Annotated in this window: 13 protein-coding genes and 2 pseudogenes; 8 read left to right on the top strand and 7 right to left on the bottom strand. The window is 41.4% G+C overall.

Annotated elements, in window-relative coordinates; genetic code table 11:
* Positions 1-261: 261 nt before the first annotated feature.
* The 4 genes from ACRWSG_RS19765 to ACRWSG_RS19750 all read left to right on the top strand — a co-directional run bounded on the left by ACRWSG_RS19765 (position 262) and on the right by ACRWSG_RS19750 (position 2,836).
* The gene (locus ACRWSG_RS19765; RefSeq protein ID WP_462167318.1) at positions 262-1,053 is read left to right on the top strand and encodes a hypothetical protein; all 792 of its coding nucleotides are present in this window, start codon (positions 262-264) and stop codon (positions 1,051-1,053) included.
* Between the two features lie 42 nt (positions 1,054-1,095).
* Complete coding sequence (locus ACRWSG_RS19760; protein WP_462167317.1) at positions 1,096-2,019, top strand: BamA/TamA family outer membrane protein; 924 nt, start codon at positions 1,096-1,098, stop codon at positions 2,017-2,019.
* Positions 1,992-2,264: a hypothetical protein gene (locus ACRWSG_RS19755; protein ID WP_462167316.1), complete on the top strand. Its 273-nt coding sequence runs from the start codon at positions 1,992-1,994 to the stop codon at positions 2,262-2,264. The genes ACRWSG_RS19760 and ACRWSG_RS19755 overlap by 28 nt, the downstream gene beginning before the upstream one ends.
* A 110-nt stretch (positions 2,265-2,374) precedes the next feature.
* On the top strand, positions 2,375-2,836 hold the full coding sequence (locus ACRWSG_RS19750) for a hypothetical protein (RefSeq protein ID WP_054553999.1): 462 nt from the start codon (positions 2,375-2,377) through the stop codon (positions 2,834-2,836).
* 8 nt (positions 2,837-2,844) lie between these two features.
* Here ACRWSG_RS19750 and map read toward each other — a convergent pair whose 3' ends face one another.
* From map to exaC, 5 genes and pseudogenes are all read right to left on the bottom strand, one after another.
* Complete coding sequence (map, locus tag ACRWSG_RS19745) at positions 2,845-3,627, bottom strand: type I methionyl aminopeptidase (protein WP_462167315.1); 783 nt, start codon at positions 3,625-3,627, stop codon at positions 2,845-2,847.
* Positions 3,620-3,826 (bottom strand): ParD-like family protein, encoded by a 207-nt coding sequence (locus tag ACRWSG_RS19740; RefSeq protein WP_462167548.1) that lies wholly within the window; start codon positions 3,824-3,826, stop codon positions 3,620-3,622. The genes map and ACRWSG_RS19740 overlap by 8 nt, the downstream gene beginning before the upstream one ends.
* A 72-nt stretch (positions 3,827-3,898) precedes the next feature.
* On the bottom strand, positions 3,899-4,708 hold the full coding sequence (locus tag ACRWSG_RS19735) for a S41 family peptidase (protein ID WP_462167314.1): 810 nt from the start codon (positions 4,706-4,708) through the stop codon (positions 3,899-3,901).
* Positions 4,644-5,384, bottom strand: coding sequence for a hypothetical protein (locus tag ACRWSG_RS19730; protein WP_462167313.1), 741 nt, complete (start codon positions 5,382-5,384; stop codon positions 4,644-4,646). The genes ACRWSG_RS19735 and ACRWSG_RS19730 overlap by 65 nt, the downstream gene beginning before the upstream one ends.
* Before the next feature lie 655 nt (positions 5,385-6,039).
* A pseudogene (gene exaC / locus ACRWSG_RS19725) lies at positions 6,040-7,559 on the bottom strand (acetaldehyde dehydrogenase ExaC).
* 177 nt (positions 7,560-7,736) lie between these two features.
* Here exaC and ACRWSG_RS19720 point away from each other — a divergent pair.
* Entirely contained in the window at positions 7,737-8,645 is a 909-nt protein-coding gene (locus ACRWSG_RS19720; RefSeq protein WP_462167312.1) for an AraC family transcriptional regulator, read from the top strand.
* Here the strand turns inward: ACRWSG_RS19720 and ACRWSG_RS19715 are convergent.
* Complete coding sequence (locus tag ACRWSG_RS19715) at positions 8,635-9,306, bottom strand: YoaK family protein (RefSeq protein WP_462167311.1); 672 nt, start codon at positions 9,304-9,306, stop codon at positions 8,635-8,637. The two genes, ACRWSG_RS19720 and ACRWSG_RS19715, sit on opposite strands and share 11 nt — an antisense overlap.
* A gap of 129 nt (positions 9,307-9,435) precedes the next feature.
* Here ACRWSG_RS19715 and ACRWSG_RS19710 point away from each other — a divergent pair, with 129 nt between their 5' ends.
* Positions 9,436-10,467 carry a LacI family DNA-binding transcriptional regulator gene (locus ACRWSG_RS19710; RefSeq protein WP_462167310.1) on the top strand — a complete coding sequence of 344 codons (1,032 nt, stop codon included), beginning with the start codon at positions 9,436-9,438 and terminating at the stop codon, positions 10,465-10,467.
* Here the strand turns inward: ACRWSG_RS19710 and gtfA are convergent.
* A complete protein-coding gene (gtfA, locus tag ACRWSG_RS19705) occupies positions 10,464-11,936 on the bottom strand; it encodes a sucrose phosphorylase (protein ID WP_462167308.1) in 1,473 nt (490 codons plus the stop codon). The two genes, ACRWSG_RS19710 and gtfA, sit on opposite strands and share 4 nt — an antisense overlap.
* A 138-nt stretch (positions 11,937-12,074) precedes the next feature.
* On the opposite strand from gtfA, the gene ACRWSG_RS19700 reads away from it, so the two are divergent.
* Positions 12,075-13,295 carry an MFS transporter gene (locus tag ACRWSG_RS19700; RefSeq protein ID WP_462167307.1) on the top strand — a complete coding sequence of 407 codons (1,221 nt, stop codon included), beginning with the start codon at positions 12,075-12,077 and terminating at the stop codon, positions 13,293-13,295.
* Positions 13,296-13,447: 152 nt separating this feature from the next.
* Positions 13,448-15,846: pseudogene (locus tag ACRWSG_RS19695) on the top strand (TonB-dependent siderophore receptor).
* Positions 15,847-15,880 lie beyond the last annotated feature (34 nt).

The following is a 15,880-nucleotide window of genomic DNA, read 5'->3' as shown; positions in this document are numbered from 1 at the left end:
CGATTCTAGCACTTACCTTTATATACATTGGCCTCTATCAATAAAACCACCTATTTTCTATAAACCGCTTTTGAAATTAATAATTAATACCTAACAACAAATACTTAGTGAACTTTTTAGCTATACTAAAAAACTAATACCCCATAAATTTTAACTACTGGATCCCCATATTTTCGCCCTCAATTAGGATTGAACAAGAACAAAAAATAGACTATAACTAACTAATGAAAAAGCCTTTTTATCTCTGTGTAAGGACAACACATGACTTCATATCACCTCATCACACTAATTAGTATTGGGGTTTCATTTTCCAGTTATGCGGATAATCAAAAAGAAGTACAAGACATGTCAGATCCTCTGGCTGTTTATACTCAAATAGGCTTTGGTACCACTAACAAAGGGCTAAACTTAAAAGTAGGCCAAGCATACGACACAGGTATCGCAACAACTGCCGGAATGAATGTTATTGAAGTAAAAGGCATATATGGCGATGCACTAGGCTGGGAAAGCGACAGCAAAACAACAGATTCTATCGACTCGTTTCGCTTTCGAAACTTCTCTGTTGATTTGAGCTCTATGAGTGCAACGCAAATTGATGCTAACTATAACCTTAATGCCAATCTTGTTGCTGACGAAAGTATGGATGTTTCGTACAGCTTTATTAAAGCTTTAAAACCTATGGGACGTTTCACGTTCTATCCGTTAGCTGGTGTGGGTGCATCGCTTGGTGAAAATACCCTAGAAGATGACGGCAGTCGTGACAGTGGTTATTCCATTATGGGTGCTTATGGTTTAGTGGGTATGTACGCTAAAGTGACAATTAACGATAAAATATGGCTTAACTACAATCCATTTTGGCTAACCACTATCGGCGGTAGTGATAACTACAAAGACCATTACTATGGGTTAAACCAAAGCCATATTTTAACTCATGAATTCGCCGCAAGTTACCAAATAAACCCGCGAATGAATCTCCGCTATTTTGCAAATTGGAATGAAAACGCTGACTTTGTGGATGGCGACCACCGTCTCGAGTTTAATTATCAACTATAAATTAAGATTTGAAGAAAAATAAACTACAGGGTAAGGGATTAAGTGAAAAAAGTAGTACTAATAAATATGTTGGCGGTAAGTTTACTAAGCACTGAAAGCTTTGCATCAAGTTACGATGAATATGCAATAAAACCTGCCGAGCAACAATTAAGCAATCAACAACAAAAAGTTGATGAACCTATTTCATTTTTGCCCATCCCGACGTTTATTACAGAACCAGCTGTAGGGCCTGGCCTTGGTGTTGTTGGCCTTTTTTTTCATGACAACGAGAAAAAGGCTAAAAAGAAGAAAAAAGAGGGCTCTACCCTACCACAAAGCATTAGTTTAGTGGGCCTAGTGGGCACTAAAAATGGGACCAAAGGCGGCGCTGTTGGTCACATTACGTTTTGGGATGAAGACCGTATTCGCTATCAAGGGATTGTTGGCTGGGCGAGTATCAATCTTGATTTTTATACCTTCGACGAAATAAAGCTTCTCACGCCATTATCGTTAAATATTGAAGGTCCTGCTGTGTTCCAAAATCTTAAGTTACGCTATGACGATAGTAACTTCTTTTACGGTTTTAAACAGATTTATCGCCAAGTTGATATTAGCTTAGCCGATAACCCTATCGAAGATTTTTTACTTGAAAACGACATTATCAAGGAGCACCCTTCACTTGATGTAAATACGTCAGGTATCGGTCCGCTACTGGAATACGATAGCCGAGATAACCCGCTTAACCCTGAACGTGGCTTTAATTACAAGGCCGAATATTTATATTTTGATGAGGCTATTGGCAGTAAGGTTGATTACACCAGTCTAAAGCTAACCGCCTTAAACTATTGGCGTTACACCGATAAGTTTAATTTTGCTTTACGTATGCAGTATGACTCGGTTAATAATCGAGGTGAGAAACGCTTACCAGTTTACATTCCGCCAAGTATTAGCTGCGTGGGGTGTCAGCAACGCGTTATCAAGGCCTAGATGTATTTGTTACTGATGCTGAAGCAAGCTATAAAGTCACACATAAAATAAAACTCAATGTGTTTACTGGTATGGGCTGGGCAGCCGATAGCTTTTCTGACTTATCAAAGGCTGAAACCATTGATACTGTGGGTGCAGGGTTTCGCTATTTGATTGATGAACATTACGGTATCAGCATTGGTTTAGATGTAGCCCATGGTCCTGAACAAAATGCTATATACATTCAAGCAGGTTCTACCTGGTAGCAAAACCAGTGCTTTTTCACTAGTTTTTAAGAAAATCCAAACCAAAAGATTGAATTCGTTGATTTCACTGCTATTATCAAAAGCTCAATAAACATTCAGGGATTGAACGGATGCATAAAAAAGTATCAACAAACCATTATCCATTCAAAAACTTTAAACCTCACGGCCTTGTTGAGTTTTATCAACGTGAAAATACACTTTTAACAACCGCAACAGGTCCTTTCAATGAAGAGATTATTGACGCGCACTCTTTTATGCAAAAGGATTACATCAATAAGCTCAACGCTGATTACGGCCAGTGGTTTGAATTAGTTGAATTTAAAAATTCGTGTATGGCAACCCCTGATGCACTTGAAAAGTTAATGGTGTATTTTGTTGAACTCAAGCGTAAGGGCATTGCACCAGCCAAAACAGCCTTAGTCATAAAAGATGGGCTTGAAGGCGGTAGCTTGCTGAGTGATACCTACTGCAATTTGTATAAACGAGCAGGCTTGATAATGAATGTATTTAAGTCAAAAACAGCGGCCCTTAACTGGTTAGCAGAAGAGCCCGTTGCTGAATTAGCCTGTTAACACACAATTTATTTTAAAAAGTGTTGCTCTTCTTCGCGTAAGGTCAACACTTCAACTCCCTCAGCCGTTACTGCTAAAGTGTGCTCCCATTGCGCAGAAAGCTTTTTATCTCTTGTAACCACAGTCCAGCCATCAGGCTTGGTTTTTACTTTAGCAGCCCCTTGATTGATAATTGGCTCAATTGTAAAGGTCATCCCCTCTTTTAATACCAGCCCGGTATTTTTCTTGCCATAATGTAATACCTGTGGCTCTTCGTGCATTTGCTGGCCGATACCATGACCACAGTATTCTTTAACCACACTATAACCATGTTGATGAGCAAAGTTTGCAATCGCATTACCAATATCCCCCAGCCTCACGCCTGGTTTTACCATTTTAATCGCGTGCCACAGGGCTTGCTGGGTGGTGTCTACCAAACGCTTTGCTAAAGGCGATACATCTCCAATTAAGTACATTTTGCTCGAGTCAGCTAAATAGCCATTTTTCTCAAGAGTGATATCAATATTCACAATATCGCCTGCTTTTAAAATACCCTTCTCGCTTGGAAAACCATGACATACCACCTCGTTCACAGAGGCATTTAGTACATAAGGGTAGCCGTACTGCCCTTTACTTGATGGCCTTGCTTGTAACTGCTCAACAATGTAGCGCTCAACGAGATCGTTTATTTCCATTGTAGTCACTCCCTCTTTTACAAAAGGGTCGAGATAAGCAAATACATCAGCAAGTAATCGACCAGACTCTCGCATCAAAGCAATTTCGTCTGCATTTTTAATTACAACTTTACTCATCACTCAAATCCTTAGCCTTCACATCAGCTTGACGAAGTTGCTCTTTGATAATATCGCTGTAAGTCATGGTGGGGTTAAGCTCTGCAAGCATCCCTATTTTAATCCAATACTCAGATTGTGAGTTGATTGAGCGCACCATCGCTGTGCTTGCTTTACGGATTTCTTCGTGTAGCTCATCGCTTATTTTAACAATACCCATCATGCGACCTATATATGAAACGTATATAGATCGTATTCATATAATATAAAAAAGCAAGAAGAACTTGTTTAATTACAACTCAGCAATCATTTTAACAAGCGCTTGCGTTGTCCATTCAAGTTCATTGAATTGAATATCAGGTTGATAATAAAAGCCTTTTTCTCGGGGTCTGTTCACATAGACCTTTATCGGCAAAATGACTTTAGCAAAACCTGAAGGTAGGGTTTCGAGCCTCACTTCCATATAGGTAGAATCGGTACTACTTGGTGCGCCAACTAACTGTGTGTTTGCAAATAATTTAAAACTATCAAGTGCGTCTAAACAGGCGCTGGCACATTGCCCTGGCACAATCACATAAACCGGTGTAGTAAACTTGCTGGCGTTTTTTGGCAATGCTGGCTGCTCTGCTGCAGGTATCTCAACATAAAAATGTTCACCTTTTTCATAAGCCGCCTGCATACTTTCGTGAGTCGTCTTTAACCATTGATACCAAGGGCTAGCTTTATCATAGCTTGCGACTACATCGCCAAAATAGTCAGTATTGCCTTTAGAAGCACGCCACCACACTTGGGTATTTTTGTCTAACTCATAGCGGCCATATTTAAACTGTTCGCTACCCCAAAGTGCTGAGGCTATTTGCTCACTCCACATCGATGAGCCACCTTGATTATGGCGAAGATCAAGCACCACAGCTTTAGCTTGCATTAACTTATCATGTTGCTGTTCAATGGCGCTCAGCATCGTTTGGTAATCTGCTTGCTGCTGCTCATTGGGTGCATACGTTGGCATACTGATCCACGCAATATCCTTTAAAAGGTCAATTAAGCTCAATTGGTAACTTGTCGCCGTTGTAAGCATGTTTAAGTTTACCACTGACATCATCAGGCCTAATACGCCAATTTAACTTTAAGCTGTAAACAGAGCCGTCGGCTTTTTCAAATGTGCAGCTTTCAAGTGGCGATAAAAACGGGTTTCCGTCATCAATAGTTAGTCGCCAGCCATGATTCCACCAACTACCAGGTTGCTCAACTTCGCCGTAATAGCGAAAAACACGTTCAACGAGCAAAGTATTAATTGCTGTATTATCACAGCTTACGAGCTTATCGCCCTTGGCAACTGTATCTAATTCGCTGTAATACACTTTTAACGCATCACCGCGCCATACAGTTGAAAAGCCCGGCCAACTTCTTTGGGGTTTTAATTCACTTGGTAAGGTATCAATCGCTCCCGCATGACCATCTTGTAGTACAGTTCTAAAACGTGCAATAGCCGCAGCAAAACCTTGTGAACTATGCGCTTTTACAGCCAGCTTTAAGCCTTCTTGCTTTGCTTTTTCAAGCTGTTTAGCAAAGCCTGGATTTCGTACATCATGCATCCCTGGGTGATTGATAACCGATAATTGGTAAGCCGCTTCAACATCTTTTATAGCAAGTTCAGACCAATTAATTTCAGAGTGAGTGACTGTACGCCCCTCATCGGCGCGACATAGATTAACACCAAAAGGGCCAAAGTTTAGAGCTGTAAAGATGAGTGATAAGTAAAGCGTCAAACGTTTCATAAAAATCCATTTTAAATAATTATTATGTTTAAAAAACACCCTATTTAATCACTAAGGCATTGTTGTGGCAATAAAAAGTACTTCACATGCTAATAGATTAAAAAAATTCATCTATCAGGTTTATTTTAATCGTTTGTCGAATTAGAAGGATTACTCTAAAGTTAACTCATCAGCGCTTTTAAGCTAAACAGCTTCACACCATTGAGCGTGTTTGCGCTAACCGAATTGTTGTCACAAAAAGTCTAGCTTGTGTGTTCTCTGGGCTTTTTTATATACCGAGTCACTGCATACGTGGTGACTCAACCAAATTGTTGTCGAAAGCTTAGTTTGTGTGTTCTCTAAGCTTTTTTATTCCGAGTCATTGCACACGCGGTGACTCACCAAATTGTTGTCAAAAGCTTAGTTTGTGTGTTCTCTAAGCTTTTTTATTCCGAGTCATTGCACACGCGGTGACTCACCAAATTGTTGTCAAAAGCTTAGTTTGTGTGTTCTCTAAGCTTTTTTATTCCGAGTCACTGCACACGCGGTGACTCCACCAAATTGTTGTCGAAAAGCCTGGCTTGTGTGTTCGCCGGGCTTTTTTATGCCCGTTATAAAATAAAAACGCCACTAGATTTGGCGTTTGGGTAGTTTCGACAACAATAAGAAATTGCTTTTAAAAGAAGCCCAGTGGATTCTCACTGTAACTGACTAATAGGTTTTTAGTTTGTTGGTAATGATCAAGGGCAAGTTTATGTGTTTCGCGGCCTATGCCTGACTTTTTATAACCACCAAACGCAGCGTGTGCTGGGTACATGTGATAGCAGTTGGTCCAAACACGGCCGCTTCAATCTTACGACCAAAGTGATAAGCACGGTTCATGTTTCGACTCCATACACCAGCACCTAAGCCAAACTCAGAACTATTAGCAAGGGCTAACGCTTCGTCTTCATCTTTAAAAGTCGACATTGAAATAACCGGGCCAAAAATCTCTTCTTGGAACACGCGCATGTCGTTACTGCCTTTTAATAGCGTTGGTTGAATGTAGTAACCGCCATTAAACTCATCAGACAGTTGCTCGACTTCGCCGCCAGCGAGAACTTCGGCCCCTTCTTGTTTACCAATTTCGATGTAGCTTAGGATCTTATCAAACTGAGCTTGTGATGCTTGAGCACCCACCATAGTTTCGGTATCAAGTGGATTACCCCGTTTAATTTGTAGAGTTCGGGCAAGAACACGCTCAATAAATTGCTCGTAAATATCTTCTTGAATAAATAAACGCGATGGGCACGTACACACTTCACCTTGGTTAAAGTACGCAAGTACAGCCCCTTCAATCGCCTTACTCAAAAACTCATCGTCTTTTTCCATGACATCGTTAAAGAAGATATTTGGCGATTTACCACCTAGCTCAACCGTCGAAGGAATAATATTATCAGCAGCGGATTTTAAAATATGTGAACCCACTGGCGTTGAGCCTGTAAAGGCAATCTTCGCAATTCGAGTACTGGTTGCCAGCGCTTCGCCTGCTTCTTTACCATAGCCGTTAACCACATTTAGAACACCTGCAGGCAATAAGTCACCAATCACTTCAAGCAACACTAATATAGATGTAGGCGTTTGTTCAGCTGGTTTTAAAACAATACAGTTACCGGCAGCAAGGGCTGGTGCAAGTTTCCACGCCGCCATTAACAATGGAAAGTTCCAAGGAATAATTTGCCCTACTACACCCAGTGGCTCATGAAAATGATAAGCAACCGTGGTTTCGTCTATCTCACCGATTGAACCTTCTTGCGCACGCACACAACCTGCGAAATAGCGAAAGTGATCAGCCGCGAGTGGCACGTCTGCCGCAAGTGTTTCACGAATTGCTTTACCGTTATCCCAGGTTTCGGTCACTGCCAGCATTTCTAGGTTTTGTTCAATACGATCGGCAATTTTTAATAAGATATTGCTACGCTCGGTGACCGACGTAGTTCCCCATGCCGCTTTTGCATCGTGGGCTTTATCAAGTGCCAGCTCGATATCTTCTTTTGATGAACGAGGTACTTTACAAAACACTTTACCGTTTACTGGGCTAATGTTTTCAAAGTATTCTCCTTTTACAGGGGCAACCCACTGGCCACCAATATAATTCTCATACTGCGCTTTAAAGTTAACTTTTGCGCCTTCACTGCCTGGATTTGCATAAATCATAATGTGTTCTCTCTTCAAATTGTTGTGTTTTATTTAGCATTGACTAAATTATGCGGTAGGTTATTGTTTAATGAACCGCTAACAGTTGAAGTTAGCTCAGTTACTGAAAACACACTTGATTCCTAGTCCAGACTTTTTGACTATTTGTCCAGAATTTAGGACGACAGCGAGGCAACAATGAACACATCAGTTAGCAATAGAAGTTTAGATAAAAAACGACAACGTATTGATGTGCTTATTGAAAATAAAGTCAGTTTTGCGGGCGAACATGCTGAATTAAGTATTTACGACACCTATTTAGATGCCCAAAAAGTGGCGTTACATTCCACTGAATTATTATTTTGCGGCATGATCAGCGGTAAAAAAATCATGCATGTCGCCGACAGTGATTATCATGAAGAGTTTTTACCAAACCAGTCATTTGTTCTTGCCCCAGAGCAAGGGGTGCTAATCGATTTTCCCAATGCATCTCTCAATCAGCCAACAACCTGTTTAGCGATTGAAATCAGTACCGACAAAATAAGCCAAGTAGTTGATGCTCTTAATTTTAACCAGAAAATTACCCAGGATGACTTTTTTCAATATCAAGCCAAGTTAGTGCACGCCCAGCATAACCTGCAAACTCAACAACTGCTTGAGCGGATGATCACCCTGTTTAGCGAAAATGAGCAACACCGTGATTACTTAATTGATTTATCACTTAATGAACTCATAACCCGCCTGTTACAGCAGCAAAGCCGAGACTTAATGATAGCAAGTTGTAAGCAAGGCAAGCTCACAACCCCATTAAGCCATGTAATTAGTTATATAGAACAGCATCTTGCAGAGAATATTGATATTGATGTGTTATGCAAGATAGCCTGTATGAGCCGCAGTAAATTTTATCAGCAATTTAAACTGGCATTTGGTGTTACGCCCGCTCTTTGGCAACAGCAATTACGCTTACAAAAAGCGTATAAACTGCTCGAAAAAGGCGAGGCAATTAGCCAAGTTTGTTACAAATTAGGCTTTAATAACCCAAGCCATTTTAGCCGTGTATTTAAACAAGCCTTTGGCGCAACCCCAAAGAGTATCGCTAATCATTAAGTTCTGGATTGCGATGAGAATAAACACGATAGGTCAAGGCAAGTAAGATACAAATAGCACTTGGCACATAAAGCGCCGAAAAGCTCATTTTTGCAAATAACCATGCCCCTGCTAAGCCGCCAAAAATAAACCCTAAAATGATTAAGCCAAACAGTTTAGCCTTACGTTTATCAAGCGCTTCGCCACGTAAAACCCGACCAAACATAATACCTAAATCTGTAAATATACCCGTTACATGGGTTGTACGCACAATTGCACCACTGTAAGTTGTTGCCAAGGCGTTTTGTAATCCACATGCCGCAGACGCTAAAAAGTGCCCGTAGCCAGAGCCATTAAACAATAGCCAAAGTGCGCCCAGTAAAAGCCCTGCTTCAATGAATAATGCTGTGTCGTAATGACGACCTAGTTTAAGTGCTGAACTATGTAGCAAAAAACCAGCAATACCAGACCCAACTAAAAATGACAGTAATACGCCTAATAAATGCAAAGCATCAAGGCTATTGCCGTGTATAAGATCTGCGCCAAGCAAGGTTGCAGTTCCTGATAAATGGGATACCGCTTGATGCTCAAAGCTAAGTAAACCAACCGCATTCACACACCCAGCCACCAGCGCCAAAATAAATGCGCCAATCTCAACCCATTTTGGTAACTTAGAAATCACTCGCTACTCGCCTTTTTCTCACACTCGTATTCATTCTTTTATGGTACGCCTATTTTTATGACTAAAAACACTTTTTTTCGACTCTTTATATGGTAATTTACAATTAAGTAAATCGATTAAGAACCTACAATGACAAAGCCAAAAAGTTGGACGCTGAAAAGTATTGCCCAAGAGTTAGGTGTTTCAAATGCCACCGTATCAAATGCGTTTAACCGCCCTGATCAATTATCGAAAGCACGCCGCGAAGAAATTTTGGCTGCCTGTAAAAAGCTCGGCTACTTTGGTCCTAACAAGGCGGCGCAATCATTACGCCGAGGCACCTTTAATATTGTTGCTTTAGTATTGCCAGACAGCGTTGAATATATGGTATCAGATCCGGTTGCAAGCAGTTTTATGCGCGGTGTATCGGCGGTACTCGAAAAAAATGGTATTAACCTTTTATTATTTTCTGGTAACAGCGATAACCTTAATAGCGTGGTCGATTTTGTTGATGGCTTTATTTGTTATGGTCGCCCTCGTAACAAGCAACTTGTGGAACAATTAAAACAGGTCGCAAAACATGTGGTAACGGTTGACTTTAATATCGGTCGGGATGCCTCAGTAAACGTAAACAACCAACAAGCCAGCTTTGATATTGCCAAACATGCACTGCACAAAAATGATGATCGGGTTGCTATTTTAGGCCTGCGCTTACTTGATAACGACGTATTATGCCGAGTATACGAACATCATGAGTTTGAAGCCGGTCAGTCGATTGCTCATCAACGACTGCGCGGTTATCACCAAGCAATCAGCGATGCTGGCATCACCCTGGGTGATGATAGAACATGGAATATTCCTGAAAGCAGCGAGCGCTTTGCCAGCATTGCCGCCAAAGAAGCACTTAGCAGTACACCAAGGCCAAACGTATTGTTATGTATGAGTGATTTGATCGCCCTTGCCGCCATGCGCGAAGCATTAAAAATGGGCTTATCGGTTCCTGAAGATGTCAGAATTGTTGGCTTCGATGGCATCGATGAAGGCCAACGATTTGTGCCAAAACTCACCACTGTTCATCAAAATAGCGAAGAAAAAGGCCGTATTGCTGCGACCTTGTTTCTATCGAAAGAGCAGCAAACAGCCGAAATCGACTATCAACTGCAATTGGGTCAAAGTAGTTAAGCTAAAAAGTCAGCCAAATCAACAATACTTTGTTCGCCTTCACGGTGATCAACAATGATCACTTCACGGCTTAAAAAGTCAACTTTTAACTCGATTGAGCTGGTATCATCATGCCAGCTTAAACGGCACTCACTGCCTTCACCTTTAGCAATAAACTCACCGTTAAAAGCTGGGTGCTCATTACGTAATTGAATCAGCTTGATTAAACCTTTCACCACAGGTTTAGCAAGCGCAGCATCAATGTCTTGCGCATTTAAATAAGGGCGATTGATATCACGACCTACATTGGTACGAGCCAATAATTCCATATCGTTCTCACAAGCGAACAGGCCACCATAATAAACTTGTGGAATACCTGGTGCGAAGAACTGAATCGCACGCGCTAATAAGTAATCAAAGTCATCTGCACCCAAGGCATTGTAATATGTGCAGTTTACTTGATATAAATCGACATTACTTGCTGCTGCACCAGTCGCTAGGCGGCTTTGCCCTTCGCTCTTTTCATGAATGGTTTCAACCAAGTTATCAATTTGCGCAGCGTCTAATAAGCCCGGTTTATCACCCATCGGATATACGTCAATGATGCCAATGCCATCATGAGTATCAAGTACCGTTAAACAGTTACGCGGCGAAATAGTTAGCCAATTCAGTAATGCTTGCGCATCATTGCTAAACAAGCTGTGTAAAATAAGGGGTGGTAAAGCAAAATCGTAAACCATATTTACACGCTTTGCGACTTCAACCTGAGTTTGGAAATGGCTATGGATCTCGGCAATGGTTTCCATACCCGCTTCATTAGCTTGCGCCGAAAGCTTATTTAAATATTCAAAGGTTTCATCCAACATAAAGCAGTTTGTGCCAGCTTCTTTAATCGCATAGCCTGCCGCATCTAAACGAATAATATTGACATTATTATCAGCAAATTTGCCAAGCACCGTATCTAAATACTCGATACCCGCCGTTGATTTCACATTGATATCAATTTGGTTATCGGTAAAAGTGGTCCAAAAATCATAGGTTTGGCCGTCACCACATGTAATTGGTGTAAAACAACTACCTGGGCGCGGACGATAAATCGCTTGTTGTTCAGCCTCAGACATGCCATTTGGGAATACATCATCTTTGGTTAGAAATAAATCCCAAAATTCAGATTGCTTGCCTTTAGCGAGTACATCTTTAAATTGGAAAGATTGTGCTGAAACATGGTTAACAATTAAGTCAGCCATTAAGTCATAGTTTGCACCAAGGACTTTTATATCGTCCCAGCTACCAAGGCGCGAGTCTACTTCACTATGATCAATAGGATCAAAGCCAGCATCACTGCCATCAATCGGATTATAAAATGGCAACAAATGTACACCTGCAAACACATTGTTAAGTGGGCCATTTAATAAATTACTTAATTCATCAATACCTTGACCAGTAATACGGTCTGCGTAGGTGATTAATTGCACTTTATTGTTGATCATAATTGTTAATACCAAGTTGAAACTTAATCGATTAAGATATATCTTTAACCACGACAGCAAATTATTCAAGCAGTTTTTATAGTTTTTATACACTAATATACATAGTAAAGGCGCAGACCTTTCGGTGGGGATACAACAATGAATAGAACACACGATCCTTTGCAAACCATTAGATGGCTGACATACATGATGTTTTTTATGTTTGCGATGACCTCTGATGCGGTTGGTATGATCATACCTGAGCTTATCGAAGAATTTAATTTAAGCATGACCCAAGCCAGTGCTTTCCATTATGCACCGATGGCACTTATTGCTTTTAGTGGCCTGTTTTTAGGTTTTTTGGCCGACAGCTTTGGCCGCAAACAAACCATCATGCTAGGACTCGGCATCTTCACCATTTGTTGTTTTCTATTTGCTGTTAGCAGTAGTTTTAGCGTATTTGTAGTGCTGCTTAGCTGTATTGGTCTTGCTATTGGCCTATTTAAAACCGGTGCTTTGGCACTGTTAGGTGATATTTCTACAAACAATTTAGAGCACACAAAAACCATGAATTTGGTCGAAGGTTTCTTTGGTGTTGGCGCCATTGTAGGCCCTGCCCTTGTCAGCTTTTTAATCACCCAACAGGTTAGCTGGACCTACCTTTATGTTATCGCTGGGGTTTTATGTTTGATTTTAACCATAATTGCTTGGCGTGCAGATTACCCTAAACCTAAAAAGCTAGAAGAACACGCAAAACCGGCCTCTCTTGCAACCACCATGAGCATGATGAAAAACCCTTATGCACTGGGCTTTTCATTAGCAATTGCCCTTTATGTTGCAACCGAAGTAGCAATATACGTTTGGATGCCTACTCTACTTGGCGATTACGACGGCCCGTGGCAATTACTGGCAACCTATGCACTGACCTTATTTTTCATTTTACGCGCTGCGGGGCGGTTTTTAGCGGTATGGCTATTAAATCACTTAAGCTGGCAAGCGGCGATGCTGTATTTAAGCTTAGGAATTGCACTGTGTTATTTAGGCTTAATCTTCGGTGGCGTTGATTGGGCAGTGTTCTTACTCCCTTTATCTGGGCTGTTCATGTCGATGATCTACCCAACTTTAAACTCAAAAGGTATTTCTTGCTTTGCGGTGCAGCAACACGGTGCGGTAGCTGGAGTTATTTTGTTTTTTACTGCCCTTTCTGCGGCAGCAGGCCCATTATTAATGGGTGTGATCAGCGACTTTTTTGGCCACATTCGTTACGGCTTTTATCTCGCAACAGGCTTCGCATGTTTACTGTTTTTAGCCATGCTATATAACTACTTACGTAACCCTGCTGAGCAAGCGTTAGCGCAGCACAGTGCATTAAGCCACTAAATAAAAATCGTTAAAAATCAATTATCGAACATAAATCGTGCAAGTTTTTCACTAAAAAGACTTGCACTGTGTAAAATTATTGTTATCTTTACTTAATCGATTAAGATAACAATTTAGACAACAAACCATCTGGGATTGAGACGAGGCACATTATGACAACACACAAACATGCCCTTTATACATTAAGCGCGCTTGCATTAGCAGTAAGCCATAACTTACACGCCGAAGAGCAAGCACAACCTGAGGCTAAAAAAAGCGGTCTTGAAACTATCGTTGTAACCGGTGTACCACGCCGTACAACCATCATGGCATCAAGCTCATCGGTTAGCAGTGTGACATTAGCTGAAATTGAAGTATCAACACCACGTTCTACTGCAGAAGCCTTCAGAACAATTCCGGGTGTTCGTTCAGAATCAACAGGCGGTGAAGGTAACGCGAATATCGCGGTACGTGGTTTACCGGTTGCATCAGGCGGTGCTAAATTCTTGCAACTACAAGAAGATGGCTTACCAGTTATGCAGTTTGGCGATATTGCCTTTGGTAACGCAGATATCTTCATGCGCTTAGATTCAACAGTGCAAAGTGTTGAATCAATCCGTGGTGGCTCAGCATCAACAGCAGCAAGTGACGCACCAGGTGGTATCATCAACTTTATTTCAAAAACGGGTGAGAACGAATCAGGCAGTGTATCGACCACTGTAGGCCTTGATTATGATTCTATTCGTACAGACTTTGAGTATGGTACTTACCTAAACGACAGTGTGCGCTATCACATTGGTGGCTTCGTTCGCCAAGGTGAATACCGCGTGAAACCGGTTATACATCAAATAAAGGTGGCCAAATTAAGGCAAACCTGACCAAAGAATTTGATGCTGGTTATGTGCGTGTGTACTTTAAACACCTCGATGATAAAAGCGTAGGTTACCTACCTATGCCTATGTACTCAGATGGCGATTCAATCCCAGGTTTCGATGCGCAATCAGATACGCCGCATTCTGCTCTTTTCACACAAACGCTGCGTTTAAATGGTGATAACCAAATCAGCACGGGCGATATGACCGACGGTATGAACCCAGTTGTTACCTCAGTAGGTTTTGAAGCAGCATTTGATTTAGAAAACGACTGGCGCATCGAAAACCGCTTTAGAACGTCATCAGTAAGCGGTAACTTTATTTCTCTTATTCCAGCTGAAGTTGCAAGTGCAAGCTCTATTGCTTCTAGTATTGCTGGTGATGGTGCATCGCTTGTTTATGCAAATGGTGGTTCAGCAGGCGAAGCCTATGGCGATGACGATTTAGCAATGCGTATTCATACATTCGATGTAACGCTCAACGACATGGGCTCAATTGTTAATGATCTTAAGTTAACTAAGTCGTTCTCTGATGACACCAGTGTTACGTTTGGTTACTTTGCATCAAGCCAATCGATTGATATGTCGTGGCTTTGGAACTCATATGTTATGGAGCTAAAAGGCGACAACGCGGCATTACTTGACGTTTACGCTGCAAATGGCGACAGCTACTCAGATAATGGCTTGTACGCTTATGGTACACCTTACTGGGGTAACTGCTGTCAACGTAACTACGACACAGAATACGAAACACGCGCACCTTACATTAACTTAGCCACTAAGTTTGGCGATTTAAGCATTGATGCAAGTGCTCGCTATGATTCAGGTGAAGCACGCGGTAACTACGCAGGTGCAGTAACATCAACAATTGATATGAATGGCGACGGTACCATCTCAATTCCTGAGCAAAGTGTTGCTGGTATTGATAATGCAAATCCTAGCATTGTTAACTACGACTGGCACTACAGCTCATACTCAATTGGTGCGAACTACCAAATTGATCCAAGCTTTGCGACATTTGCCCGCTTAAGTAAAGGCGGCCGCGCGAATGCAGACCGCTTATTATTTGGTAAAGTAGACGCAGATGGCTCAGTTGCAGAAGCCGATGCAATTGATGAAGTAAACCAATACGAAATCGGCGTGAAAAAACGTTTTGATTCGCTATCAGTATTTGCAACTGCATTCTACGCAGAAACAGAAGAGCAAAACTTCGAAGCAACATCACAAAAGTTCTTTGACCGCGAGTACGAAGCAAAAGGTATTGAGGTTGAATCAACCTACTACGTAGGTGATTGGGATTTCCGTGGTAACTTTACTTGGACAGACGCAGAAATTGCTAAAGATGCGTTATCGCCAGAGTTAGTCGGTAATACACCACGTCGTCAAGCTGACCTTATTTACTCTCTAATGGCAACTTACAACTTTGACAAAGGTGCTGCAGGCCTAAGCTTTATTGGTACAACGGATGCTTACGCACAAGACAGTAACGACCTTGAGTTTGATGGCTATACACAAGTGAATGGCTTTGTAAGTTACAATCTATCTGAAAACTTAAGTTTATCGCTTAACGTGAACAACCTGTTCGACACCGTAGGTATCACAGAAGCAGAAGAAGGCTCAGTACCAGATAACGACATTATTCGTGCCCGTACTATTAACGGCCGTACAACGTCGCTTACTTTAAAATACTCTTTTTATTAATTACTCTCCTCCCTCGTTTTAGCCCAGTGTTTAC

This window comes from Pseudoalteromonas sp. GB43, assembly GCF_054923805.1.
Note: the sequence above shows the minus strand (reverse complement) of the source record. Positions and strands in the feature narration are given on the sequence as shown.